The sequence below is a fragment of the Mycolicibacterium sp. XJ1819 genome, from assembly GCF_053483675.1.
This window is the reverse complement of sequence record NZ_JBEFST010000002.1, coordinates 100,484-124,825: the sequence shown is the minus strand read 5'-3', so window position 1 is coordinate 124,825 and position 24,342 is coordinate 100,484. Positions and strand designations below refer to the sequence as shown.

21 protein-coding genes are annotated in these 24,342 nt (G+C 68.9%); 16 read left to right on the top strand and 5 right to left on the bottom strand.

Annotation, left to right across the window (positions count from 1 at the left end; genetic code table 11):
* The first annotated feature begins 66 nt into the window (after positions 1–66).
* From eccA to eccE, 11 genes are all read left to right on the top strand, one after another.
* On the top strand, positions 67–1,896 hold the full coding sequence (gene eccA / locus ABQE89_RS02465) for a type VII secretion AAA-ATPase EccA (protein ID WP_448413784.1): 1,830 nt from the start codon (positions 67–69) through the stop codon (positions 1,894–1,896).
* Positions 1,893–3,422: a type VII secretion protein EccB gene (gene eccB, locus ABQE89_RS02460; protein WP_448413782.1), complete on the top strand. Its 1,530-nt coding sequence runs from the start codon at positions 1,893–1,895 to the stop codon at positions 3,420–3,422. The genes eccA and eccB overlap by 4 nt, the downstream gene beginning before the upstream one ends.
* Complete coding sequence (gene eccCa / locus ABQE89_RS02455; protein ID WP_448413781.1) at positions 3,422–7,393, top strand: type VII secretion protein EccCa; 3,972 nt, start codon at positions 3,422–3,424, stop codon at positions 7,391–7,393. The genes eccB and eccCa overlap by 1 nt, the downstream gene beginning before the upstream one ends.
* On the top strand, positions 7,393–7,701 hold the full coding sequence (locus ABQE89_RS02450) for a PE family protein (RefSeq protein WP_448413780.1): 309 nt from the start codon (positions 7,393–7,395) through the stop codon (positions 7,699–7,701). Before eccCa ends, ABQE89_RS02450 begins: the two co-directional genes overlap by 1 nt.
* A gap of 2 nt (positions 7,702–7,703) precedes the next feature.
* Positions 7,704–9,278, top strand: coding sequence for a PPE family protein (locus ABQE89_RS02445; protein WP_448413778.1), 1,575 nt, complete (start codon positions 7,704–7,706; stop codon positions 9,276–9,278).
* A gap of 55 nt (positions 9,279–9,333) precedes the next feature.
* Complete coding sequence (locus ABQE89_RS02440; protein WP_448413776.1) at positions 9,334–9,627, top strand: type VII secretion protein EsxS; 294 nt, start codon at positions 9,334–9,336, stop codon at positions 9,625–9,627.
* Positions 9,628–9,657: 30 nt separating this feature from the next.
* The gene (locus ABQE89_RS02435) at positions 9,658–9,948 is read left to right on the top strand and encodes a WXG100 family type VII secretion target (RefSeq protein ID WP_448413774.1); all 291 of its coding nucleotides are present in this window, start codon (positions 9,658–9,660) and stop codon (positions 9,946–9,948) included.
* A gap of 6 nt (positions 9,949–9,954) precedes the next feature.
* Complete coding sequence (locus ABQE89_RS02430) at positions 9,955–10,830, top strand: ESX secretion-associated protein EspG (RefSeq protein ID WP_448413772.1); 876 nt, start codon at positions 9,955–9,957, stop codon at positions 10,828–10,830.
* On the top strand, positions 10,809–12,245 hold the full coding sequence (gene eccD, locus ABQE89_RS02425; protein WP_448413770.1) for a type VII secretion integral membrane protein EccD: 1,437 nt from the start codon (positions 10,809–10,811) through the stop codon (positions 12,243–12,245). Before ABQE89_RS02430 ends, eccD begins: the two co-directional genes overlap by 22 nt.
* 70 nt (positions 12,246–12,315) lie before the next feature.
* On the top strand, positions 12,316–13,665 hold the full coding sequence (gene mycP, locus ABQE89_RS02420) for a type VII secretion-associated serine protease mycosin (protein ID WP_448414179.1): 1,350 nt from the start codon (positions 12,316–12,318) through the stop codon (positions 13,663–13,665).
* Complete coding sequence (gene eccE / locus ABQE89_RS02415; RefSeq protein ID WP_448413768.1) at positions 13,662–14,579, top strand: type VII secretion protein EccE; 918 nt, start codon at positions 13,662–13,664, stop codon at positions 14,577–14,579. Before mycP ends, eccE begins: the two co-directional genes overlap by 4 nt.
* On the opposite strand, the gene ABQE89_RS02410 is transcribed toward eccE, so the two are convergent.
* Positions 14,566–15,747 carry an alpha/beta hydrolase family protein gene (locus ABQE89_RS02410; RefSeq protein ID WP_448413766.1) on the bottom strand — a complete coding sequence of 394 codons (1,182 nt, stop codon included), beginning with the start codon at positions 15,745–15,747 and terminating at the stop codon, positions 14,566–14,568. The two genes, eccE and ABQE89_RS02410, sit on opposite strands and share 14 nt — an antisense overlap.
* Positions 15,748–15,786: 39 nt before the next feature.
* Between ABQE89_RS02410 and ABQE89_RS02405 the strand changes: the two genes are divergently transcribed.
* Both ABQE89_RS02405 and ABQE89_RS02400 read left to right on the top strand, forming a co-directional pair.
* Positions 15,787–16,551 carry a trans-aconitate 2-methyltransferase gene (locus ABQE89_RS02405; RefSeq protein ID WP_448413764.1) on the top strand — a complete coding sequence of 255 codons (765 nt, stop codon included), beginning with the start codon at positions 15,787–15,789 and terminating at the stop codon, positions 16,549–16,551.
* Between the two features lie 102 nt (positions 16,552–16,653).
* The gene (locus tag ABQE89_RS02400) at positions 16,654–18,201 is read left to right on the top strand and encodes an HNH endonuclease signature motif containing protein (protein WP_448413762.1); all 1,548 of its coding nucleotides are present in this window, start codon (positions 16,654–16,656) and stop codon (positions 18,199–18,201) included.
* A gap of 21 nt (positions 18,202–18,222) precedes the next feature.
* Here ABQE89_RS02400 and ABQE89_RS02395 read toward each other — a convergent pair whose 3' ends face one another.
* Entirely contained in the window at positions 18,223–18,705 is a 483-nt protein-coding gene (locus ABQE89_RS02395) for a hypothetical protein (protein ID WP_448413760.1), read from the bottom strand.
* Positions 18,706–18,755: 50 nt separating this feature from the next.
* Here ABQE89_RS02395 and ABQE89_RS02390 point away from each other — a divergent pair, with 50 nt between their 5' ends.
* Positions 18,756–19,427, top strand: coding sequence for a phosphatase PAP2 family protein (locus ABQE89_RS02390; RefSeq protein WP_448413758.1), 672 nt, complete (start codon positions 18,756–18,758; stop codon positions 19,425–19,427).
* On the opposite strand, the gene ABQE89_RS02385 is transcribed toward ABQE89_RS02390, so the two are convergent.
* Complete coding sequence (locus ABQE89_RS02385) at positions 19,381–20,871, bottom strand: bifunctional phosphatase PAP2/diacylglycerol kinase family protein (protein ID WP_448413756.1); 1,491 nt, start codon at positions 20,869–20,871, stop codon at positions 19,381–19,383. The two genes, ABQE89_RS02390 and ABQE89_RS02385, sit on opposite strands and share 47 nt — an antisense overlap.
* A gap of 58 nt (positions 20,872–20,929) precedes the next feature.
* Here ABQE89_RS02385 and ABQE89_RS02380 point away from each other — a divergent pair, with 58 nt between their 5' ends.
* A complete protein-coding gene (locus tag ABQE89_RS02380) occupies positions 20,930–21,517 on the top strand; it encodes an ArsR/SmtB family transcription factor (RefSeq protein WP_448414177.1) in 588 nt (195 codons plus the stop codon).
* Positions 21,518–21,622: 105 nt separating this feature from the next.
* Positions 21,623–22,276, top strand: a complete 654-nt coding sequence (locus ABQE89_RS02375) for a L,D-transpeptidase family protein (RefSeq protein ID WP_448413754.1) — start codon at positions 21,623–21,625, stop codon at positions 22,274–22,276.
* Positions 22,277–22,279: 3 nt separating this feature from the next.
* Here the strand turns inward: ABQE89_RS02375 and ABQE89_RS02370 are convergent, their stop codons facing one another.
* Together ABQE89_RS02370 and ABQE89_RS02365 are read right to left on the bottom strand one after the other, a co-directional pair.
* Positions 22,280–22,738 (bottom strand): nuclear transport factor 2 family protein, encoded by a 459-nt coding sequence (locus ABQE89_RS02370; protein ID WP_448414175.1) that lies wholly within the window; start codon positions 22,736–22,738, stop codon positions 22,280–22,282.
* Positions 22,731–24,251: an FAD-dependent oxidoreductase gene (locus ABQE89_RS02365; protein WP_448413752.1), complete on the bottom strand. Its 1,521-nt coding sequence runs from the start codon at positions 24,249–24,251 to the stop codon at positions 22,731–22,733. The genes ABQE89_RS02370 and ABQE89_RS02365 overlap by 8 nt, the downstream gene beginning before the upstream one ends.
* Between the last annotated feature and the right edge of the window lie 91 nt (positions 24,252–24,342).

Here is a 24,342-nt window from a genome sequence, read left to right as displayed (position 1 = left end):
AGTTAGCTTATGCAATGCTAACTTCTCGAAAGTTAGCCTGTCATAACTACGGGGAGACGACGGCGCGTGCCGCTACCAACGGATCTTGCTGCGACTTCGCGCGTCGACCACGGTGTGGTCAGCCGATTCGCCACGTGTTGCCGGGCGCTGGGCCTGACGGTTCACGACCGGAAACGCCCGGCCGACCTGGCTGCTGCGCGGTCCGGCTTCACCGAACTGACCCGCATCGCCCGCGAGCAGTGCGACGCGTGGACCGGGCTGGCCGCGGCGGGTGACACCAGCGCACGGGTCATCGAGGCGGTGTGGCAGACGGTGGCCACCGCCGGGCTGCTGCAGCGCCAGATCGAGCTCGCCGCGGGCGATCTGGCGTTCACCTACGACACCGGCTTGTACCTGCAGTTCAGCGCCACCACCGCCGATGATTTCCAACTGGCCTACGCCGTCACGCTCTGCGACGCCGGTGACTTTGCGGCCGCCGACGAGCTCGTCGAACCGCTCATCGCCCGGCGGCCAGGCTGGCTGCAGGCCCGGTGGGTGCGGGTGGCGATGTGCTACCGCACCGAGCGTTGGTCGGATGTGGTGCGCCTGCTGACCCCGATCGTCACCGACACCTCGTTGGACGAGACGTATGCCCACGCGGTGCGCGTCGCGCTGGGCACCTCGTTGGCGCGGCTGGGCATGTTCGCGCCCGCACTGTCTTATCTGGAGGAGCCGGCCGGGCCGATCGCCGTGGCCACCGTGGACGCCACGCTGGTCAAGGCGCTCGCGCTGCGCGCCCAGGGCGAGGAGCTCGACGCCGCCGACGTGCTCGCCGAGCTCTATGCGGCCAATCCCGAGAACGAACAGGTCGAGATCGCGCTCTCGGATTCGTCGTACGGCATCGTGCCGACGACGGCCGCGCGCATCGAGGCCCGGTCCAATCCCTGGGATCCCGCCACCGAGCCCAGCGAGTCCGATTTCGTCGACCCCGGCGCCAAGGAACGCAAGGCGCACCTGCTGGTCGAGGCCGAGGCCGAGCTCGCCGAGTTCATCGGCCTCGAAGAGGTCAAGTATCAGGTGGCCCGGCTGAAAAGCTCTGTCGCGATGGCCATCCGCAGGCAGGAACGCGGGCTGACCGTCGCCCAGCGCACCAACCACCTGGTGTTCGCGGGCCCTCCCGGCACCGGTAAGACGACGATCGCGCGCGTGGTCGCCAAGATTTACTGCGGCCTGGGCATCCTCAAGAAGGAAACCGTGCGCGAGGTGCACCGCGCGGACCTGATCGGCCAGCACATCGGTGAAACCGAGGCCAAGACCAACGCGATCATCGACAGCGCACTGGACGGTGTGCTGTTCCTCGACGAGGCCTACGCGCTGGTGTCCACCGGCGCCAAGAACGACTTCGGCCTGGTCGCGATCGACACCCTGCTGGCGCGTATGGAGAACGACCGCGAGCGCCTGGTCGTCATCGTCGCCGGCTACCGCAAGGATCTCGACGCGTTCCTCGACACCAATGAGGGTCTGCGATCACGGTTCACCCGCAGCATCGACTTCCCGTCGTACACCCCGCACGAGCTCGTCGAGATCGCGGAGCGGATGGCCGAGAAGCGCGACAGCATCTTCGAGTCCGCGGCGCTGGCACACATGGAGTCGCTGTTCGACAAGCTGGCCACCGCCACCACACCCGACGCCAACGGGGTCCAGCGGCGCAACCTCGACATCGCCGGTAACGGCCGGTTCGTCCGCAACCTCGTCGAACGCTCCGAGGAGGAGCGCGAGTACCGCCTCGACCACGCTCCACGCACTGCCGGTGCCGAGGACTTCACCGACGCAGAACTGATGACCATCACCGACGAGGATGTCACCAAGTCCGCGCTCCCGTTGCTTCGCGGCCTCGGCCTGACGGTGACCGAATGACCGGCCCCGACCAGCAGGACCGTCGGGCGTTCGCCTCGCGCACTCCAGCCAACGACAACCCCGAGCGGGTGGTGCACCGGCGCGGCTTCGTCACGCGTCACCAGGTCTCCGGCTGGCGTTTCATCATGCGCCGCATCGCATCCGGTGTCGCACTGCACGACACCCGCATGCTCGTCGACCCTCTTCGCACCCAGTCGCGCTCGGTGCTCGTCGGCGCACTGGTGCTCGCCACCGGAATGGCGGGATGCTTTGTCTTCTCGCTCATCCGGCCCGGCGGGTCGGCCGGTGACGACCCCATTCTTGCCGACCGGGCCACCTCCGCGCTCTACGTGCGGTTGGGCGACCAACTGCATCCCGTGTTGAACCTGACCTCCGCGCGGCTGATCGCCGGGCGCCCGGAGAACCCGAGCACCGTCAAGACCAGTGAGATCGACCAGTTCCCGCGGGGCAACCTGATCGGGATTCCGGGAGCGCCGGAACGCATGGTGCAGAACGAAACTCGTGACGCCGACTGGACGGTGTGCGACGGACTGTCGGGTCCGGCCGTCGGGGTGACGATGATCGCGGGACCGTTGACCGACGGCGGCGAACGCGCCGCGCCGCTGCCCGCCGACGAAGCGGTACTGGTGGCCAACGCAGACGGGCCGAACGCGGGCACCTGGTTGCTGTGGGACGGCCGTCGCAGTCCGATCGACCTGAACAACCGCGCCGTCACCGCCGCGTTGGGGCTGCCCGCCGAAGGGCCCGAGATCCGGCCCGTTGCACCGGGTTTGTTCAACGCCGTTCCCGAAGCGCCCGCGCTCACCCCGCCGGTGGTCGCAGGCGCCGGCGGAGCCCCGAGCTACCAACTGCCGGTGCCCGCACCCGTCGGGTCCGTTGTCGTGTCCTACGACGCCAACAACACGCTGCGGCACTACGCGGTGCTGCGCGACGGGCTGCAACAGATTTCACCGGTGCTGGCCGCGATCCTGCGTAACGACAACTCCTTCGGACTCGACCAACCACCGCGACTCGGCGCCGACGACATCTCGCGGCTGCCGGTGGCCAGCGAGCTCGACGACGGCGCCTACCCACGTCAACCGGTGACGCTCGTCGACGCCACGGACGCGCCGACGACATGCGCGAGGTGGACGCGGCCCGCCGACGCCACCGGCAGCCGAATCGAACTGCGCGCCGGGGTGACCCTGCCCGTGGCCGAGTCACTTCGACCCGTGAGCCTGGTGGGCGCGGGCAGCGCAACCACCGCCAACCAGGTCGTGCTGACCCCCGGCAGCGGCTACCTCGTGCAGACCGTCGACGGGGCCTGCTTCTGGATCAGCGACACCGGCGTCCGGTACGGCCTGGACACCGACGAGGGCGACGACACCCTGACGGCCCTCGGCCTCACCCCGCCCGCCCTGCCCATTCCATGGTCGATGTTGAGCCAGTTCGCGCCCGGCCCCACGCTCGGACGCACCGATGCGTTGCTCGCCCACGATGCGCTCGCGGCCGACCCCCGACCCGCCGTCGTGAGGGAGGTCGGTTGATGAGCCGGCTCATATTCGAAGCGCGCCGCCGGATCCCGGCGCCGGCCGCCCGCAAGGGCACCATCACGATCGAACCACCGCCGGAGCTGCCGCGGTTGGTGCCGCCGTCGCTGCTGCGCCGAGTGCTGCCCTACCTGATCGTGATCCTCATCGTCGGCATGATCGTGGCGCTGGTGGCCACCGGGATGCGGCTGATCTCGCCGACCACACTGTTCTTCCCGTTCGTGTTGCTGCTGGCCGCCACCGCGCTCTACCGCGGAACCGACAACAAGATGCGCACCGAGGAGATCGACGCCGAACGGGCCGACTATCTGCGCTACCTGTCGGTGGTGCGGGACAACGTGCGCGCGCACGCAGCCGAGCAGCGCGCGGCGCTGGAGTGGTCGCATCCGGAACCGACCCAGCTCGTCGACGTGCCCGGCACGCGCAGGCAGTGGGAACGCGACCCCGGCGACGCCGACTTCCTGGTGGTGCGCGCCGGTCTGCACGATGCCCCGCTCAACGCCGCGCTGCGGGTCAAGGACACCGCCGACGAGATCGACCTGGAGCCGGTGTCGCACAGCGCACTTCGCGGTTTGCTCGACGTTCAGCGCACGGTGCGCGCGGTGCCGTCGGGCATCGACCTGACCAAGGTGTCACGCATCACGGTGCTCGGCGAACCCGAGGACGTGCGCGGCGCCTTGCGCGCCTGGGTCACCCAGGCCGTCACCTGGCACGATCCCGCGGTGCTCGGTGTCGCGCTGGTTACGCCGGACGTCGAGGACGACGACTGGTCATGGGTGAAGTGGTTGCCCCACAACGACATCCCAGAGGTCTTCGACGGTGCCGGGCCCGCGCGCTACCTCGCAGGCGACGCCAGAGAACTGCATTCGATGCTGTCGCCGGTGCTCGAGGACCGGGAGCCGTTCGGTGCGGGCGCCGAATTCGGCGCCAGGCACCTGCTGGTCGTCGTCGACGACCCAGACGCCGATCTCGATGCCGTGGTGCCCCACGGTGGCCTGGCCGGGGTGACGGTGGTGCATCGCAGCACCGAAGCACCACATCGCGAACAGTACGCCGACCCCGAGCGCCCGATCCTGCGCTTTGTGGAGGGCGGGCTCGAGCGCTGGCAGGGTGGCGGATGGCAGCGCTACGTCGACGCCGCCGACCGGCTCGACGTGGCCACCGCCCGCCACGTCGCGCGCAGGCTCTCGCGCTGGGATTCCAACCCCAGCCACGCCCGCACCGGCAACACCGGGGTCGCGACATTCAACACGCTGCTGGGAATTCAGGATGCCGCCGCCCTCGATGTCGCGAGCCTGTGGGCGCCGCGGGCGCGCGCCGACGAACTGCGGGTGCCCATCGGGGTGACCGCCACCGGTGAGCCGCTGATGTTCGACCTCAAGGACGAGGCCGAGGGCGGGATGGGCCCGCACGGGCTGATGATCGGCATGACCGGTTCGGGCAAGTCGCAGACGCTGATGGCGATCCTGCTGTCGCTGTTGACCACTCATTCCGCTGAGCGGTTGATCGTGATCTACGCCGACTTCAAAGGTGAAGCCGGGGCCGACATCTTCCGCGACTTCCCCCAGGTCGTCGCGGTCATCTCCAATATGGCCGAAAAGCGTTCGCTTGCCGATCGATTCGCGGACACCCTGCGCGGTGAGGTGGCGCGGCGCGAACAGTTGCTGATGGAGGCCGGCCGCCGGGTGCAGGGCAGCGCGTTCAACTCTGTACTCGAGTACGAGGCGGCGATAGCCGCCGGTCATGACCTGCCGCCGCTGCCGACACTGTTCGTGGTCGCCGACGAGTTCTCGCTGATGCTGTCGGATTACCCGGAGTACGCCGAACTGTTCGACTATGTGGCGCGCAAAGGCCGGTCGTTCCGCATCCACATCCTGTTCGCGTCGCAGACGCTTGATGTGGGACGGATCAAGGACGTCGACAAGAACACCTCGTATCGCATCGGTTTGAAGGTGGCCAGTCCGGCCGTCAGCCGCCAGATCATCGGTGTGGAGGACGCCTTCCACATCGAGTCGGGCCCCGAGCACAAGGGGGAGGGCTTTCTGGTGCCCGCCCCCGGCGCCGTGCCGATCAAGTTCCGCAGCACCTATGTGGACGGTATCTACGACCCACCGCGGGTGGAGAGGTCGGTTGTGGTGCAGTCGGTTCCGGTGCCTCAACTGTTCACCGCCGCACCGGTGGAGGCGGCCGCGGACACGGTCGCGGTCACCGAGCCTGCCGCGCACGAGGACCGCCCGCCGCGCAAGCTCATCGCCACCATCGGGGATCAACTCGCGCACTACGGGCCCAAGGCGCCGCGGCTGTGGCTGCCGCCGCTGGACGAACCAATCCCGCTCGACGACTTGTTGGCGCGTGCCGACGTGCCGGAGCGGAACTGGCGCTGGCCGCTCGGTGAGATCGACCGGCCGTTCGCGATGCGGCGCGATCCGCTGATCTTCGACGCCACCTCCGGGGCGGCCAACGTGCTCATCCACGGTGGGCCGAAGTCGGGTAAGACCACCGCGTTGCAGACGTTCATCCTGTCGGCGGCAGCGCTGCACTCGCCTCGGGATGTGACCTTCTACTGCCTGGACTACGGCGGGGGCCAACTGCGTCCACTCGAAGCCCTCGCCCACGTCGGCAGCGTCGCGTCGCCGCCCGAGCCCGAACGGATTCGGCGCACCTTCGGCGAGCTCGAACAACTTCTGCGCGCCCGCCAGGCCCGCGGCCACTCGGGTAACGGGCACCGCGACGAGTACGGCGAGGTATTTCTCGTCATCGACAACCTCTACGCGTTCACCCGGGACAACACCGACACGTTCAACACCCGAAATCCGCTGCTGGCCAAGGTCACCGAGCTGGTCAACACCGGGATGTCCTACGGCATCCACGTCGTCGTCACCACGCCGAACTGGCTGGAGGTGCCGCTGGCGATGCGCGACGGGCTGGGGCTGCGCCTGGAACTCAAGCTGGCCGATCCTCGTGACAGCAACGTGCGAATCACCGGGGCGTTGCGCAGGCCCGCCGAAGCGGTGCCCGCCGACCAGCCGGGTCGGGGCCTGACCATGGCCGCCGAGCACTTCCTGTTCGCGCAACCGGCGTTGAGCGACATCGCGGTCATCAACGCCCGCTACCCGGGTGAGACCGCACCGCCGGTACGACTGCTCCCGCAGGATCTGTCCCCGGCCGCGGTCGCGCCGCTGTACCCGGCCCCCGAGCGGGTGGTCGTAGGGCAGCGTGAGGAAGACCTCGCACCGGTGGCGGTGGACTTCGCCCACAACCCGTTGCTGATGGTGTTCGGCGACAACAAGTCCGGCAAGACCACGCTGCTGCGGCACCTCATCCGCACGATCCGCGAGCACTCCACACCGGATCAGGTCGCGTTCACCGTGATCGACCGCCGGCTGCACCTCGTCGACGAACCGCTCTTCCCGGACAACGAGTACACCCCCAACATCGACCGGGTCACCCCGGCCATGCTCGGCCTGACGGCGCTGTTGGAGCAGCGTCGGCCACCGGCGGGTCTGACCCCGCAACAGCTGGCCGGCTGGACCTATGAGTCCGGCAACGACAGCCACACCCAGTACCTGATCGTCGACGACGTCGACCAGATCCCCGACACGCCCGCGCTCAGCGGACCCTTCGCCGGCCAGCGGCCATGGACCGGGCTGATCGGCTTGCTGTCGCAGGCAAGCGAACTCGGCCTGCGCGTCGTCGTCACAGCACGGGCCACCGGTTCCGCGCACGCCGTGATGACCGCCCCACTACTGCGTCGGCTCAACGAGTTGCAGGCCACCACATTGATGTTGTCGGGTAATCCCCAGGACAGCGGAAAGATCCGCGGCCAGCGGTTCCGCCGACTACCCGCCGGTCGCGCCATGCTGCTCGACGACGGCGACGCCCCGACGTTCGTTCAACTCGTCAACCCGTTCGCGGACGAAGCCGCAATTCCCGGTAATCCGAGAAACACAGGAAGGGAGTCGATCTGATGACTCTTCGCGTCGTCCCCGAGGGCCTCGCCGCGGCGAGCGCCGCCACCGAAGCCCTCACCGCCCGCCTGGCCGCCGCCCACGCCGCCGCCGCGCCACTGATCGGGACCGTGGTCCCGCCCGCCGTCGACGCGGTGTCGCTGCGCACCGCGGTGGGGCTCAGTGCGCACGGTGTACAGCACAATTCGGTCGCCGCCCAAGGCGTCGAAGAATTGGGCCGTTCCGGGGTCGGTGTCGGCGAGTCCGGCACCAGTTATGCCGCCGGTGACGCCATGATCGCTGGTTCCTATCTGGCCGCCGGAAGCTGACCATGACCGCCCCCATCTGGATGGCCCTCCCCCCGGAGGTGCATTCGGCGATGCTGAGCAGCGGACCCGGCCCCGGGTCGCTGCTGGCGGCCGCGGGGGCGTGGCAGACACTGGCCACCGAGTACTCCACCGCCGCCGCCGAATTGACCGCCCTCATCGGCGCGGTGCAAGCAGGTGCGTGGGAAGGTCCGAGCGCCGAGCAGTATGTTGCCGCGCATGCGCCGTACCTCGCGTGGCTGGCACAGGCCAGTGCCAACAGCGCGGCGTCGGCCGTACAGCACGAGGCGGCGGCCGCGGCGTACAGCACCGCGCTGGCGACGATGCCGACCCTGGTCGAACTCGCGCTCAACCACGCGACGCACGCCGTGCTGACAGCCACGAACTTCCTGGGCATCAACACGATTCCGATCGCGCTCAACGAAGCCGACTACGTGCGCATGTGGATTCAGGCCGCCACCACGATGAGCACCTATCAGGCGGTGTCGGAGGCCACGGTGGCGGCCACCCCGACGACGGCGCCGGCGCCGTTCCTGTTGGCGCCGGGCGTCGGCGAGGCCGGTTCGTCGATGGCCACCGCCCAGCAGTCCTTCGCCCAGGTGCAGGCGGCCGACGCCGGTTCGGCGCTGGTCAACGCCGACGTCATCTCGCAACTGTTGCGGGTGTTCGGGCAGTTCTACCAGATGTACTCGGAGTACACGTACTCGCTGTTCGAGCCGATCATCAACTTCATGGCCGATCCCATCGGCAACACGCAACAGTTGATCGTCGGGCTGTTGACCAACCCGGGCCCTACCCTGGTGACCTACGGACCGTTCCTGTTTGCCGTTGCCTATCAGGCGGTTTCGTGGGTCGGTGCCGCGGTCACCTATCCCAACCTGCTGATCACCACCTGGGCGGCACCGCTGGCACTGGGTATCGGTGGCCACTTCCTTCAGCAGTACCTCAACCCGCCTGCGCCCGAAGCGGTGCCGGAGCCGGCACCGGCACCCGCGCCGACCCAGCCCACCCAGACTCCGCGTGCCGAGCCGACCCTTCCCCCCGTCACCGCGGTGGCGCCAACCGTGCCGGCGGCCCCCGCCGCGCCGGCGGCGTCGGTGGCCGCCGGCGCCGCACCCGCAGGTGCGGCACCCGCCCCGGCCGTCGCGGCCGCGGTGCCCTATGCGGTGGCAGGCCCGGGCCCCGACGAGGGATTCACGCCTACGCTTCGCGAGGGCACCGGTGCCAAGGCGCCGGCATCCGACATCGTCGCGTCCGCGGCCGCCGCGTCGGCCGCGTCGTCGCTGGCCAAGCGCAAGGCGCGTAGACGCCGCGCGGCCCCGGTGCACGAGCGCCAGTACGCCGACGCGTACATGGACTACGAGCCCGAGCCTGACGAGACACCCCCCGAACCCCGTCGCCCACACATGACGGCATCGGAAACGGGCGCGGGCACAGTCGGTTTCGCCGGTGCGAAGACAAGGTCCGAAACCGCTGAGGCCACCGGCCTGACCGAGCTCGGCGGTGACCCCTTCGGGGGCGGCCCCACCGAGCCGCTGCTGCCCGGTGACTGGGATCCAGAGGGAGGTTCGCGGGACTGAACACACCCTCTGCTCACCACCGTCCGCGTCTACTCACGATCCGAAAGGAAAACCCATGAGCCACCTCGACGCCCACATTCCGCAGCTGGTCTCCTCCGAGGCCTCCTTCGCCGCCAAGGCCGCGCTGATGCGCAGCACCATGGCCCAGGCCGAACAGGCCGCGCAGTCCGCCCAGGCCTTCCACATGGGCGAGTCGGCGGCTGCGTTCCAGGCCGCCCACGCCCGCTTCATCGAGGTCTCCGCGAAGATCAACTCGCTGCTCGACATCGCGCAGATCAATCTTGGGGACGCCGCGGGCACCTACGTGGCCGAAGATGCCGCTGCCGCAAGCACCTACACCGCAATCTGACCGACGAACTGACGACAAGGGAGGGTTCTGATGTCTCAGATCATGTACAACTACCCGGCGATGCTGGCCCACGCGGGTGAGATGGCCGGTTACGCAGGCGCCATGCACGCTGTCGGCGCCGACATCGCCAGCGAGCAGGCGGCGTTGGCCGGAGCCTGGCAGGGTGACACGGCCATGACGTATCAGGCGTGGCAGACGCAGTGGAACACCAGCCTCGAGGAACTGGTCCGCGCGTACCGGGCGATGGCCTCGACCCACGAGACGAACACCATGTCGATGAGCGCCCGCGACGCGGCCGAAGGCGCCAAGTGGGGCGGCTGAGCGCCGGTGGGCGTTAACGCAGTCGAGCTGACCGCGGAGCAGGCCTGGTTCATCGCCGACGTATCGGGCGCGGGCAGCTTCCCGTGGGTGCTGGCCGTCACCGCGCCCTACAGCGAGGTCGCCGCGCGGGCGGCGGTGGAGACCAGGATCGCCGGCGAGTTGGTGAAGCTGGGCGTGATGGAGCCCGACGGTACCGTCGATCCGCGCATACGGCAGTGGGTCACGGTGACGTGTCGGCCCAGGCGCTGGCTCGAGCTCAGATTCGTCAGCGGGACGGGAAACATGTTGCGCGGCCATGTCGCACGAGCCGGCGACGACCAGTCGATCGTCGCGCTCCGAAGCGGGGGACTGATCACCCTCACGGCGCTCGATGTCGACCATCCGCAGGCACTGGTGCCCACCCTGACCGCTGGACTGCCGGGCCGGCCGCCGGCCCGCTTCGACGAGTTCACCATTCCCGCACGCACCGGCGCCCGCGCCGACGAGCGGTTGCGCGGCGGCGCCGACCTCGCCGAAGTCATCGACTTCCTCGGCATTCCGGCATCCGCGCATCCGGTGGTCGAGGCGTCCTACTCGACGGAGCGCAGTTACGTGGAGATCGTCGCCGGTGACCACCGCGACGGTCACCGCATCAGCACCGACGTCGGCGTCAGCGTCGTCGACACCCGCGAGGGCCGGGTGCTCGTCGCGCCCTCGCGCGCCTACGACGGGGAGTGGGTGTCCACCTTCACCCCCGGCACACCGCTGGCGATCGCCACCGCGATGGAACGGCTCACCGCCACGCTGCCCGACGGGCCGTGGTTTCCGCAGTTGCAATTGACCAGAGACTTCGGCCTCGACCACAGAACGGAACCCCAGCAATGGCGTCAGACAGTTCATTGACCTCCACCTCGACGTTGCGGGCGACACCGATCGTGCGTGTCGCCGTGTTCGCCGCGGGCGGTCACGGCGATACCGGCGGAGGTCGCCTCACCGATATGGCGCTGCCGAGAGAACTTCCGCTGCGCGAGATCATGCCCGCGGTGCGCCGGATGGCCATGCCGACCGACGACGGCGACGGCACGCCGGTGGCGCTGTCGCTGGCACCGGTGGGCGGTGCGCCGTTCAGTCTGGACGCCACCCTGGACACCGTCGGTGTCGTCGACGGTGATCTTCTTGCGCTGCAGCCCCTTCCGGCCGGACCGGCCGCACCCCGGATCGTCGAGGACATCGGCGACGCCGCGGTGATCTTCTCCGCTGCGCGCGAGAAGCCCTGGGGCGCCGCGCATATCCAGTGGGGTGCGGGTATCGCGGTCCTGTGCTTGATCCTGGTCGTCACGGCGTTCGCCACCGCGCACCGGACCGTCACGGGAGACGATGTCGGTCTGTACGCGGCCAGCGGCGTCGCGGTCTTGACGGTGCTGGGCGCCATGTTGGCGCGGGCGCGTTCGGCGCGGTGGGCCACGGCGCTTTCGGTGACGGCGCTGGTGCCGATCGCGGCCGCGTTGGGACTGGCGGTGCCAGGGGAGTTCGGGCCGTCGCACGTGCTGTTGGCCGCGGCCGGGGTGGCGGCGTGGTCGATCGTGAGCATCACTCTGTTCGAGGGCGCGATCGCGATCCTGACCGCGGCCACCGTCGTCGGATCCGGAGCACTGGTCACCGCCGGGGCGGCCACGGTCCGGGAGCTGAGTCCGGTGGTCATCGCGTCGGTGCTGATCGTGCTGGCGCTGCTGGTCATCGTGCAGGCCGCCCAGTTGTCGGCGATGTGGTCGCGGCTGCCGGTTCCGGTGATCCCCGCGCCCGGTGACCCGACACCGTCGGCACCGTCTCTGCGGGTGCTGCAGGATCTTCCGCGCCGGGTACGGCTCAGCGACTCCCATCAGACCGGCTTCATCGCGGGCGGTGTCCTGCTGTCGACCGCGGGCGCACTGGTCCTCGCGGTGCCGCACGATGTTTCGCCCTGGGCCTGGTATGTGGTGGGTGCGCTGGCGCTGGGTGCGGCCCTGCGGGCGAGGATCTGGGACTCCGCTGCGTGCAAGGCGTGGTTGCTGAGTCAGCCGTTCCTGCTTGCGGTCTCGTTCCTCGTCGCGTTCGCCGTCGACGGCCGTTACCCCGCGGCGTGGTGGTCGTTGGCGGCCCTGGCCGGGCTGACGCTGGTGTGGGCGATCGCCGCGCTGTACCCGCGGGTCGCGTCGCCGGACACCTACTCGCTGCCGATGCGGCGGTTGGTGGGCTTCGCGGCCTCCGGCGTGGACGCATCGCTGATCCCGGTGTTGGCCTATCTGGTCGGCCTGTTCGCCTGGGTGCTGAACCGATGAGGAATCGGTGAGACACCAGAGGCTACGCACCGCGCTCGCCGCCGCGGCGGTCCCCTTGGCCGTCGCGGTCATGAGTTGTCCTGGCGCACAGGCGGTCAGCCCGCCACACGTCGACCCGGACGTGGCGCCGCCTGCGGGTGGCGCCGGGCCCGTGCAGCCGATGTCGCAGCGCGGAGCGTGTGTGACCACCGGAGTACTGCCGGGCACCGACCCCGGCGTGGTCAGCCCGAGCCAGGACACGTTGAAGCTCGCCGACGCGTGGCGGTTCAGTCGCGGCGACGGGCAGTTGGTGGCGGTGATCGACACCGGTGTGCGGCCCGGTCCGCGACTTCCCAACGTCGACCCCGGCGGTGACTTCGTCGAGGCCACCGATGGGCTCACCGACTGCGACGGCCACGGCACACTGGTGGCCGGCCTGATCGCCGGCCAACCCGGACCCGACGGATTCTCCGGCGTCGCCCCGGGCGCCCGGGTGCTGTCCATCCGGTCGACGTCGGCGCGGTTCTCGCCGAGGGAAGCCGGTGAGAACCCGGCGACGGCGCGCGTCGCGGTCGACGTCGCCACCCTGGCCCGCGCCGTGGTGCGCGCGGCGGATATGGGTGCCCGGGTCATCAACATCTCGGCGGTCACCTGCCTGCCCGTCAGTGAACCCCTCGACCAGGACGCGCTCGGCGCGGCTCTGCGCTACGCGGCGCTCGACAAGGACGCGGTGATCGTCGCGGCGGCCGGAAACAACCGGGCCGGACTGAATCCCGGCTCTGCTTGTCCCTCCAACCCGCTGTCGGCGCCCGGGCGGCCCGAGGATCCACGGAACTGGGCGGGTGTGACCTCGGTGTCGATCCCGTCGTGGTGGCAGCCCTATGTGCTCTCGGTCGGGTCGGTCTCGGCATCCGGGCAGCCGTCGGACTTCACGATGGCGGGCCCGTGGGTCGGCATCGCGGCGCCCGGCGAGAACATCTCGTCGGTCGGTAACGCCGACGGCGGCGGGCTGGCCAACGCGTTGCCCAACGATCAGGGCCGGCTCTTCGCGCTCAACAGTTCCAGCTTCGCCGCGGCCTACGTGTCCGGCGTTGCGGCCCTGGTACGCAGCCGGTTCCCCGAACTGAGCGCCGAGCAGGTGGTCGAGCGGCTGTCGGCCAGCGCGCAGGGCGCCGCCCGTGCACCGTCGAACCTGACGGGGGCCGGGATGGTCGACCCCGTTGCCGCGTTGACCTGGGACGTCTCCGACGCCGGTGACGCAGAGGTGAGACCACAACCCAAACCCGTTGCCGCGCCGCCACAACCCGGACCGCCAGATTCCACGCCACGCATCGTCGCCTATGTCGGCACCGGGGTGCTGGCGTTGGTCACCGTGGTGACCGCTGCTGTCGTCGGGCACCGACGCAGCGCCGGGACCGCGAACAGAACGGAGACAACGTGACCATCCGAATGACGTTGGTGCTGTTGGCCATCGTGTCCGCGGCGATGGCCTACCCATGGCAGTCGCCCACCGAGCGGTGGGCGGCGGGTATCGCGGGTTTCGTCGTGGTCGTCGCCCTGGCCTGGTGGCGCGGGCAGTTCGTCACCACCATGATCGGCCGACGATTGGGGGTGTGGCGTCGTAATCACCTCCGGCCCAAACCACGGCCCTCGAACCGGGTCACGATGCTGGTGCGCGTCGAGGACCCCGCAGGAGTCGGCCTGTCGCTGCCGGTGGTGGCCGGATATGTCGACCGGTTCGGTGTGCGGTGCGAGAAGGTGCGGGTCACCAGCCGCGACCGCGGCGGGGTCCGCATGACGTGGATCAGCCTGACGCTGGATGCCGGCTCCAATCTGGTGGCGCTGCAGGCCCGTTCGCCGGAGTTGCCGCTGTCCGACACCGCCGAGGTGGTCGCCAGGCGGATGGCCGACCACCTCCGGGAGGACGGACTGGACGCGACGATCGTGACCGCCGCCGAGGCGCCCGTGGCCGCACCGGCCCGGGAGAAGTGGAGCGGGGTCCGCGACGAGCGCGGGGTCGTGTCGGTGTTCGGAATCCCGGTCGATCACCGCTATTCCGAACGACTCGACGATGTGCGCGCGCAGCCCGTCGAAACCTGGACGGCGGTGGAGTTCGGCGGTACGGCGACACAGCCGACCGTGGCCTCGGTGTGCGCCTTGCGGACACCGGAACTGGTTCGGTCCGCGCCGGTCAGGGGTCTGGTTCGGCACGCCGGCGTGCAGGGCCTGTTGGTGACGGCGTTGGACCCGCAGTCCGATGAGCCGCTGGGTGTCCCGTATGTCGCGCTGTCGGGCCAGCTTGTGGAACGTGTCGACTGGCCGGCCGGTTCGGCGGCCGAGATCAGTCGAACATGAAGTCACGCATGAACCGAGTCATCCGGCGCAGGTAGTCGGGTTGGCTCACATGCAAGATGTGGTTTCCGGGAAACCAGTGAAAAGCGCAGCGGTCCCAGTGGTTCCACAGCATCTCGGCCTGCTCCGGTGGCGCTAGCCGGTCACCGAGCCCGGTGATGATCAGCCTGCGGTCCTTCGGCACCTTCGGCGAGTAGTTCAACGGTGAGGAATACTGCGTGGCCGTAGCGACGAGTTCGCGATCGGTGCCCGACAGCAGATTACGCACCTGCACAACCTTGTTGGCGGGAAACCATTCGTCAATGGTCCGGTCGGGTGTGACGACCGGAACGTTCGGGATCACCGCCTGAATCCTGTCGTCCACGCTGGCGATCAGGGCCGACGTATAGCCGCCCAGCGACATCCCCGTCAACGCGATCCGGTCCACACCGGTGAACTCCAGATAGTCGATGACCGAGCGGAAGTCGTGCACCGCTTGGGCCATGGCCTCGGCGAAGCCGGCGAATCCGTGTGCGAACATGCCGTAACCGCTGAACGGAGAACCCTTTTCGGCGCGGCTGCCGTGAAACGGCATCATGTAGAGCAGGACGTCATATCCGGAGCGGTAGAACCACGGCAGCGAGAAGAACAGGCCGTTGAACAGATAGGGCGATCCCATAAAGCCGTGGATGACACACAGTGTGGGGTGCGGTCCGTCGTCATGGCGCCAATGCTGGGCGTGTACGACGTTGTTGCGCACGTAGCCTCGGCACTGGTCACGCAGAGCGGGGTTGACGGCCTCGAAGCTGCTGTCGAATCGGATGTTGTGGACATTTCCTTTGGCCACCCACTCGGCGACCGGATTCGCGGGCCGGGAGGAGATCCGCGGCACGTTCGTCGGTGCGGGGAAGGCTGACTCCGGGTCTTTGGCCGCGGCAAGATCGGCGTAGAACTCAAAATGCCGGCGCTCGGCGCGGGAGTGCGACCGCCAACTACCGAGCACGGTGGGCAGCATGGTTGCGGCCAGCAACGACGCGATCCCCGTGCGCAGCGCGATATCGGCGACCGCCGATGAGTCGACGATGAAGCGTTGGCGCAGTGTGAGATCGGCGCGGCGCGGCAGACCGCGGGCGCTGGCGTCCGCACCGGGAACATCGGGGACGGGGATGGGCGGGTCGATCGGTGCGCTCACCTTCGCATGGTAACCCGGCGGGACGGGCAGAATGGGCTCGTGTGGAATCCGGATGTGTACTTGGCCTTCGCCGACCAGAGGGGGAGGCCGTTCTTCGACCTGCTCGCCAGGGTGGGCGCGGATGCCCCGCGTCGGGTCGTCGATCTCGGCTGCGGGCCGGGCAATCTCACCGTCAGCTTGGCGACGCGATGGCCCGACGCCGTGATCGAGGCGTGGGACAGCTCACCGGAAATGGTCGAGGCAGCACGCGAGCGCGGTGTCGACGCGAAGGTCGGCGATGCGCGGGACTGGAGGCCGCAAGCCGATACCGATGTGGTGCTGAGCAACGCCACCCTGCAGTGGATTCCCGAACATCCGAAGTTGCTGGTCGGGTGGGCGGGTCAGCTGGCGGCGGGCTCGTGGATCGGTGTGCAGATGCCGGGAAACTTCGAGGCCGCGTCGCATCAGGCGGTGCGGGACCTCGCGCATCGGCCTCCATTTGCGAAGCTGTTGCGGGACATGCCGTTTCGAGTCGGCAAGGTCATCGAATCTCCCGCCGATTACGCGGATCTGCTCACGCAGGTGGGGTGCACCGTGGACGCCTGGGAGACCACGTACATCCACGAACTCACCGGTGAGAATCCGGTGCTGGAATGGATCAGCGGAACGGCGCTGCGGCCGGTGAAGAGCCGGCTGACCGATCAGCAGTGGCGGCAGTTCCGGGCCGAACTGGCTCCGATGCTCGCTGCGGCCTATCCGGCTCGGTCCGACGGCAAGACGTTCTTCCCGTTCCGCCGGGTGTTCGTCGTCGCGCAGGTGATCTGAGCGTCTCGGGGTTATCCCCAACCGGAAATTCATCCACAGCCCAGACCTCGAGGCGGCGCCGCGCCGCGGGTCTTGTCACCGGGCGTCCTTAACGTCGGAGACATGTTCGATCAGCTGGTTTCAGCCGCAGCCGGGGCCCGGGACGCCGCGGCGGCGGGCGCGTGGGCGCGGGTGGAAAACGCGGCTTGCGCACGGCGGCTGGCCGCGATCGCCGACGAACTGGACCGCGCGTTCGCCGCCGCCGGATCGGCCGAACGTGAACAGTGGTGCCTCGACAACTGGGACATGGTTGCCGCGGCCGTGGCCGCTGAGCACGACGTCTCTCTGGGGGTCGCCTCCCATCAGCTCGTGATCGCCAGCGTCCTGCGTGAACGGCTTCCGCGCCTCGCCGAGGTGTTCGCGACGGGGGCGATCTCGTATCGGCTGGTGACCACGGTGGTATCCCGTACCCGGTTGGTCAGTGCCCCCGGGGCGTTGGATCAGATCGACACCGCGCTGGCCGCCCGGATCAGCCAGTGGGGGTCCTTGTCGGCGGCCAAGGCCGAGGCCGCGATCGATTACTGGGTCGACCGGCACGATCCGGCCGCGTTGCGCCGCACCGAGGTGAGCGCGCGGGGCCGGCACGTGGACGTCGCACCGGCCGAAGACGGGACCGGCCTGGCCTCGGTCGAGGCACGGTTGTTGGGCCACGACGCCGCCGCGCTGGACGACAGGTTGGACGCGATGGCCGCCGCGGTTTGTGAGCGCGATCCACGCACTGCAGAGCAGCGCCGCGCCGATGCGCTGGGTGTCCTTGGCCACGGCGGCGACCGCTTGGTCTGTGAGTGCGACGATCCCGACTGCGCGGCGGCCGGTATCGCACCCAGTGCGGTCGTCGTGCACACCATCGCCGAAGAGGCCTCCCTCAACGACGTCAGCCCGGTGCAGATCGACGGTGCGCCGCCGCCGGGGCCCACCCGCGAGCAGATGGGCGGTATGACGATCGCCGAACTGCTGGGCCCGCGCCCCGGGGACGCAGAGGGGCCGTCCGCGACGACTCCCGCGGTGATCATGGGGAAAGGGTTGCTGCCGGCGCCACTGCTGGCGGCGAAGGTTGCGCCCTCCGCCAAGGTGGTGCCGCTGGTTCACCCCGGTGATGACCCTCCACAGAATCGCCACACGCCGTCTTCCGCGCTGGCCTGGTTCGTGCGCTGTCGCGATATGACGTGTAGGTTTCCCGGCTGCGACCGGACGGCAACGAAGTGCGACATCGACCACACCATCGCCTACCCGGCGGGGCCGACGCAGGCGTCCAACCTCAAGGCACTGTGCCGAAAACACCACTTGCTCAAGACATTCTGCGGCTGGCGCGATCGACAGCTGCCTGATGGCACCGTCATATGGACCAGTCCTGGCGGCCAGTCGTACACCACACATCCGGGCAGTCGGCTACTGTTTCCCGCCCTGTGCCGGCCGACCGCGCCGGTGATCGCCGCAGAGATGCCGGACACCGGCGACGAGGTCGACCGTGGCGCCCGCACGTTGGCCATGCCTCGACGCCGCCGGACCCGCGCGGAGAACCTCGCCCGAGCGATCGACGAGGAGCGTCGACGCAACCAACCCGACGCCGAGCGACGCCTGGCCGAACGCAATCGACCGCCACCGTTCTAGCTGTTGACGGTAAACACCGAACTAGGGATGGTAAGGCACGCCGACCGCTCGGAAGACGTATTCGGGTGGCACGTCGAACGCCAGTGACCGCTGCGGCAGCCGGGCTAGCACATCGGCGGGAACCGCCACCTTGTACTGCAGCGAGAGTTGGCCTTCGAAGCGCTCGTCGACCGCCTGCAGGTCGACGTCGAGGCCCAGACCGGTCTCGGACAGTTCGGCCGTGACGGTCCCGGACTGCGGTGCGTCCCAGCGCTGGTCGACGGTGCGGCCCGCGAGCTTGGGCACGGTGGACAACGTGGCCAGGGCCCGTCGGTTGGTGAACACCACCGACCCGACGTAGCTGGCGACGTCCCCGCGCGCGCGTTTGCCCGGAATCTTGCCGCTGAACCGGCGGGTGACCGCTACGTACTCGGCGAGGAAGAGCACTCCCTCCGCCTCGACTTCAGCGCGCAGGTCTTTGGGCAGCGCTCCGATGCGGAGCAGCCTGCGCAGAATCACCGCCATGAGCAGCCACACTAATACGGCAGCGGATCGTGGGTGGTAGAGCTATTTCTGTGACATTCTCACGCCGCCGGCTGCTCGCCCTGGCGTTGGCCTGTGTCGCGGTCTACGCCCTGCTGTGGATCGGCTATGTGCTCCAGTGGAACTGGCTCGTCGCGAGCGACGCCGCCGCCCTGGAGGCGGCTCACCGTTTCGGGGCGTCCCGCCCGGGTTGGGTGACGGGGTGGGATGTGTTCTGCACGCTGCTGGGGCCGACGGCCTTCCGATTGGTGACGTTGGTGGTCATCGTCGTGGCTCTGGTGCGACGCCACCTCCGCGTCGCGATGTTCCTACTGATCAGCGTGGAGTTGGCGGGGCTGGTCACCGAGGTGGCCAAGGCGGCCGCCGATCGGCCCCGACCGGACACCGCGCTGGTCATCGCCCCGTCGACGTCGTTTCCGTCCGGGCACGCGCTCGGCGTGATGGTTGCGGTAGCGGCGTTGTTGACGATCATCTGGCCGGTGGTGAAGCCGTCGTTGCGGGGGTGGCTCGTTGGCCTCGGCGCAGTGATCGTCATCGCGATCGGGGTGGGCCGCGTGGTGCTCAACGTGCACCACCCCTCCGATGTGTTGGCCGGATGGGCTTTGGGCGCCGGGTATTTCGCGATCTGTCTGCTCCTGGTGGCACCGAGGCGGCCCGTCACGACAGTGGACGAAACACCGGCAGCGCCCGATAACGCACAGTGAAGCTGGCCTCGGTGCATTCGTTGCCCACCTCCCCGTCATGGGCGAGCACCGTGGGACCGTCGACCGCCGTGAAACGGAATTCGGGGACGTGCAGTTCGTGGTACAGCGGGCTGCGCTCGAGCTGACCGAACGCCAGCGCGGCGAGAATTCGGAGTTTGGCGAATCGGCGGCCGGTTTCCAGAAACCGCACATCCAACAGGCCGTCGTCCATTCGGGTTCGCCGTGACGGGGCGAATCCCGACGGCAGGTACAGCGAGTTGCCCAGGAAGAACAACGACGTCTGCACCGACGTGTTGTCGAAGCGGATCCGCACCGGCTCGTCGTGGCGCAGCACGTGCAGCATCGCGTAGAGACCGGCCAGCGGTTTGCCGATCTTGTGTTCGAGCTTCTCGCGGGTCTGCACGAAATGCGGATAGGCCCCGATGCTCGCGGTGTTGATCACCAGCCGGTCCTCGTTGAGACACGCCATGTCGACACACGCGACGCTGCCCTGCCGGATCGCGTCCACCGTGGCCGCGACCGTGTCGCAGCCGATGTCCTTGGCGAAGTGGTTGAACGTGCCGCCCGGGAACACCGCCAGCGGGACACCCGCCTGCACCGCGATGCCCGCCGCGCACGCCACCGTGCCGTCACCGCCCGCGATCGCGAGCACCTCGGCCTTCTCCGCGACCTTGCGCAGCACCTCCGTGACGTCGTCGTCCTCCGCGAGCTCGACGATCTCGGTGCGCGGCAACGCTTCTCGTACCTGATCGACCACTTCGGCGCCTGCCCCGCTCCCCGAGGCGGGGTTGACCACCAACGCAACGCCCGCGCCGTCCGGGCGCTGCGGCGTGTCCACCCGCAACGGATCGGCCGCCGGGATCTCGGTCGGCACGATCGGCGGCACCACCCGTGCCCCGAGCACCGCCACCCCGGCGCCGAGACCGAAGCCGGCCAGCACGTCACCGGGATAGTGCGCACCCGTGGCCACTCTCGACATGCCGACCAGACCGGCCAACAGCGCCAACACCAGCCCCAGCGGCGGACTCTCCAGACCGACCCCCACCGCGAACGCGGCCGCACTGGCCGAATGGCCCGACGGCAGCGAGTTCGACGTCGGCATCCGCCGCGCGCGGCGGGCCAGCGGCACCGGCAGGCTGTTGGGCCGCGCGCGCTTCCAGACCCGCTTGGCAGCCTGGTTGGTGATCAGGCTGGTCGCGGCGAGGGTGAGCACACCCCGGCCGGCGCCGCGCTTGGCCGACGGACCGCCGAACGCCCTCAGACCCGCGGCGATACCCAGCCAAAGCTTGGAGTGGTCGGCGGCGCTGGTCAGCCGCGGCATCACCGTGTCGAGCAGCGGGCTGGGCGACTCTGCGATCGCGTCGAATACCTCGCGGTCCAATGTCCCCAGACCCTGGCCGATCTGCCGGATGCCGCGTCGGCGCCGGGTGGGCAGCAGTTTCATGCCGGTAATCTATCCACGTTCTTGACAAATTATTTTGTCAATCGTGATGATGACGCAGGTGCTCGACGTTGAGGTGATCGCCGACCCGGCCGCCGCGGTCACCGCGCTCGACCCCATCAAGAGCCGGTTGCTTGCCGAGCTGAGCGAGCCCGCCTCGGCCGCCACGCTCGCGTCGCGGCTCGGCCTCGCCCGTCAGAAGGTCAACTACCACCTGCGCGCTCTGGAGGATCACCGGCTGGTGGCCGAAGCAGGTGTGCGCCGGTGGGGTGGCCTCAAGGAACGCCTGCTGGTCGCCAACGCGTCGTCCTACGTGGTGTCGCCGAGCGCTCTCGGCCCGGTCGCCGTCGACCCGGGACGCGCCGACGACCGGCTGTCGGCCGGTTACCTGATCGCGCTCGCGGCGCGCGCGGTGCGCGAGGTGGGTGAACTCTGGCGGCAATCGCGCCAGCAGAACAAGCGGTTGGCCACGCTGTCCATCGACACCGTCATCCGATTCCGCACTGCCGCCGACCGCGCCGCCTTCACCAGCGAACTCTCCGAGGCCGTCACCTCATTGGCGGCGCGTTACCACGACGAATCAGAGCCCCAGGGTCGCGCGTATCGAGTGATGGTTGCGGCCTACCCGAAACCGAACGAGGACCGGTGATGCCGCTGAGGAGGGACGACTCGGGACGGCAGCGATGGCCGGGCACGCCGGTGGCCGAGCGCGTGGACGCGAATTCCCGTGCCCGTCGGCGCCTAGCATGGGCTGATGCGCCGACTGCTGATCACGCTGTGCGCGGCGATCGTGCTCGTCGCCACGGCGCCGACCGGCCACGCGCAGAGTGCGCCGTGGTTCGCACACTATGTCGGTGACGCCAGCCAGGTGATTTCGGTTGTCGGCGTTGGGGGTTCGTCGGCGAAACTGGATGTGTACCAGCGCACCCCGGCGGGGTGGCAACCGATCGCCGCCGCGATCCCGGCATACGTCGGCGCCAACGGCATGGCCTCACGGACCCACGACGGCGAAAAGAAGACCCCGATGGGCTTCTTCACGCTCGACTTCGCGTTCGGCACCGCACCGAACCCCGGCGGAGGCCTGCGGTACGTGCAGGTGGGCCCCGACCATTGGTGGGACGGCGACATGGCCAGCCCGACCTACAACACCATGCAGGTGTGCAAGAAATCGCAGTGCCCGTTCGACACCGATCCCGCCAGCGGCACCGAGAATCTCGACATCCCGCAGTACGTGCACGCCGTGGTGATGGGGGTCAACAAGGAACGGGTGCCGGGCAACGGCGGTGCGTTCTTTCTGCACGCCACCGACGGCGGCCCGACCGCGGGCTGCGTGGCGATCGACGACGCCACGCTGGTGAAGATCATTCAATGGCTCAAACCGGGCGCGCTGATCGCCATCGCCCAGTAGCCGTCAAATATTAAGTGCCCGGCCGGTTTTCAACTTGAAGTCGAGGCCCTCCACCGACATGGTGGCGTCATAGGTGCGGTCGTACCCGGTCTTGCAGATCTTCCATCCGTCGGCGGTCCTACGGTACCGGTCGTGGTAGAACGCCGCGCCGATCAGCATGAAGTTGAAGTCGGGCACGATGACCCGGTCCTGCAGGTACCAGATACCTGAGGCCTCATCGCCTTCCAGGGTGATCTCGGGGTGGGTGACACGGTGTTCGGTGATGATGTTGGCGGGCATCGACGCACGCATGAACTCCACCAGCGAGTCCCTGTCGGTGAAGTGATGTGATTCGCCGATCGACGCGTCATAGTCGCCGACGATGTCCTCAGTGAGCGTGTCGGCGAACTCGTCCCAATGTTTGGTGTCGAGAGCCCGCAGATACCGGTACTTGACTTGTGTGATGTCGTCGATGTCACCCATGGTCGTCATTGGAGCACACGGTGAGGTTGCGTGTCGCCGGTCCCTCCAGCAGCGTGCCGTCGGGGGCGAACCTCGATCCGTGCAGCGGGCACTCCCACGACTCGTCGGCGTCGTTCCAGTTGACGATGCCGCCCAGGTGCGGGCACACCGGCGAGACCCGGTACTCCCTGCCATCCACCACCGCGCGGCCCTGCAGTTGCCACGGCGGGCCGCTGACCACGCCGCCCTCGTCGGGAGTGCGGTTGCCGATCCGGGTCACCGGCGTGATCCAGCCGCGGGCCAGGTACAGCCCCACCTGCGCGTTGATCTGCATCGCCTTCGGAATTCCGGACAGCTCGTGCGGACTCCAGCTGGCGAAGGCCTCCGCCCAGTCCATCCGGCCGCCGAGGATGCGGCTGGACAGCGCGAGCGCGGCCGCGGTGCCGTTGGTCATCCCCCACTTGTCGAAACCCGTTGCGACGAAGATCTTGTCGTTGCCGGGCAGGATGGGCCCGACGTAGGGCAGTTCGTCGATCGGTGAGTAGTCCTGTGCCGACCAGTAGTGCGTCTGCATCGCGCCGGGGTAGTGCAGTTTGGCCCACTGGTCGAGTTCCTGTACCGACGACGCGGGGTTCTTCTCGTGGCCGACGGGATGGCCGGCCCCGCCGACGATCAGCCGATCGCCGTCGGGGGTGGGCGCATAGCGCACCGATCTGGTGGGCGAGTCGGTGGAGATGTACATGCCGCGGGTCAGGCTGCCCGGCACCCGGTAGGCCATGCAGTAGGACCGGTTCGGCTTGAGCCGCGCGAAGAAGCCGCCGCGATCGAGGATGGGAATTCCGGTGGCCAGCACGCATTGTCCCGCAGCGACGTCGAACTCGTCGCCCGCACTGGTGCGCACACTCAGCGCCAGACGATCGCCCTTGCCCGAAACCCGTTGCACACGAACGTCTTGCGCCAACCGGCCGCCGCGTTCCTCGAGTTCCACGATGAGGCTGTCGAGCAGGGGCATCGGGTCGAACTGGGCCTGCTGGGCGAGGCGGACACCGCCGTGGAACGGGAACGGCACGTCGGCGTCGTCGACCCAGTCGACATCGAGACCCACGGCCTGACACGCCTCGAGTTCCTCGCGCGCCGCCGCGACCCCCTTCTGGGACTGGGCGTAGGTGTAGGCGTCCTCCCGCTGCACCGCGATGCCGTGGCCCTCGCAGTGCTGCACCAGCCACTCCTGTCCCTCGCGGTTCCCCTCCAGATACTGCTTGGCGCGTTTGACTCCGTGCTTACCGACGATCTTCGACATCTTGGTGCCCTGCAGCAGCGAGATTTTCGCGGTGGTGTTGCCGGTGGCGCCCGCGCCGGGGGCGAACGCCTCCAGCACCAGGACGTCCTTGCCCGCCCTTGCCAGCAGTACCGCGGTGACCAGACCGGTGATGCCCGCGCCGACCACCGCGACGTCGGCCGAACGGCCGGATTCGGTCAGCGCCCGCGACGGGGCCGACTCGGTGACGCGGTTTGCTAGCCACAATGAATTCATGGCCATGGTGGTACCCATTCGGGCCCACCCAAAACCGTGATGGCCGAACGCCGTTGGCTCCGGAGTGTCTAACCGATATCGGCAGGTCGGA

Coding starts and splice junctions, on each gene's coding strand:
- ABQE89_RS02385 (WP_448413756.1), bottom strand. CDS start 20,871: ATGAAACTGCTGCCCACCCGGCGCCGACGCGGCATCCGGCAGATCGGC.
- ABQE89_RS02400 (WP_448413762.1), top strand. CDS start 16,654: ATGTTCGATCAGCTGGTTTCAGCCGCAGCCGGGGCCCGGGACGCCGCG.
- ABQE89_RS02395 (WP_448413760.1), bottom strand. CDS start 18,705: ATGGCGGTGATTCTGCGCAGGCTGCTCCGCATCGGAGCGCTGCCCAAA.
- ABQE89_RS02365 (WP_448413752.1), bottom strand. CDS start 24,251: ATGAATTCATTGTGGCTAGCAAACCGCGTCACCGAGTCGGCCCCGTCG.
- ABQE89_RS02445 (WP_448413778.1), top strand. CDS start 7,704: ATGACCGCCCCCATCTGGATGGCCCTCCCCCCGGAGGTGCATTCGGCG.
- eccCa (WP_448413781.1), top strand. CDS start 3,422: ATGAGCCGGCTCATATTCGAAGCGCGCCGCCGGATCCCGGCGCCGGCC.
- ABQE89_RS02450 (WP_448413780.1), top strand. CDS start 7,393: ATGACTCTTCGCGTCGTCCCCGAGGGCCTCGCCGCGGCGAGCGCCGCC.
- ABQE89_RS02370 (WP_448414175.1), bottom strand. CDS start 22,738: ATGGGTGACATCGACGACATCACACAAGTCAAGTACCGGTATCTGCGG.
- ABQE89_RS02435 (WP_448413774.1), top strand. CDS start 9,658: ATGTCTCAGATCATGTACAACTACCCGGCGATGCTGGCCCACGCGGGT.
- eccB (WP_448413782.1), top strand. CDS start 1,893: ATGACCGGCCCCGACCAGCAGGACCGTCGGGCGTTCGCCTCGCGCACT.
- ABQE89_RS02440 (WP_448413776.1), top strand. CDS start 9,334: ATGAGCCACCTCGACGCCCACATTCCGCAGCTGGTCTCCTCCGAGGCC.
- mycP (WP_448414179.1), top strand. CDS start 12,316: ATGAGTTGTCCTGGCGCACAGGCGGTCAGCCCGCCACACGTCGACCCG.
- eccD (WP_448413770.1), top strand. CDS start 10,809: ATGGCGTCAGACAGTTCATTGACCTCCACCTCGACGTTGCGGGCGACA.
- ABQE89_RS02375 (WP_448413754.1), top strand. CDS start 21,623: ATGCGCCGACTGCTGATCACGCTGTGCGCGGCGATCGTGCTCGTCGCC.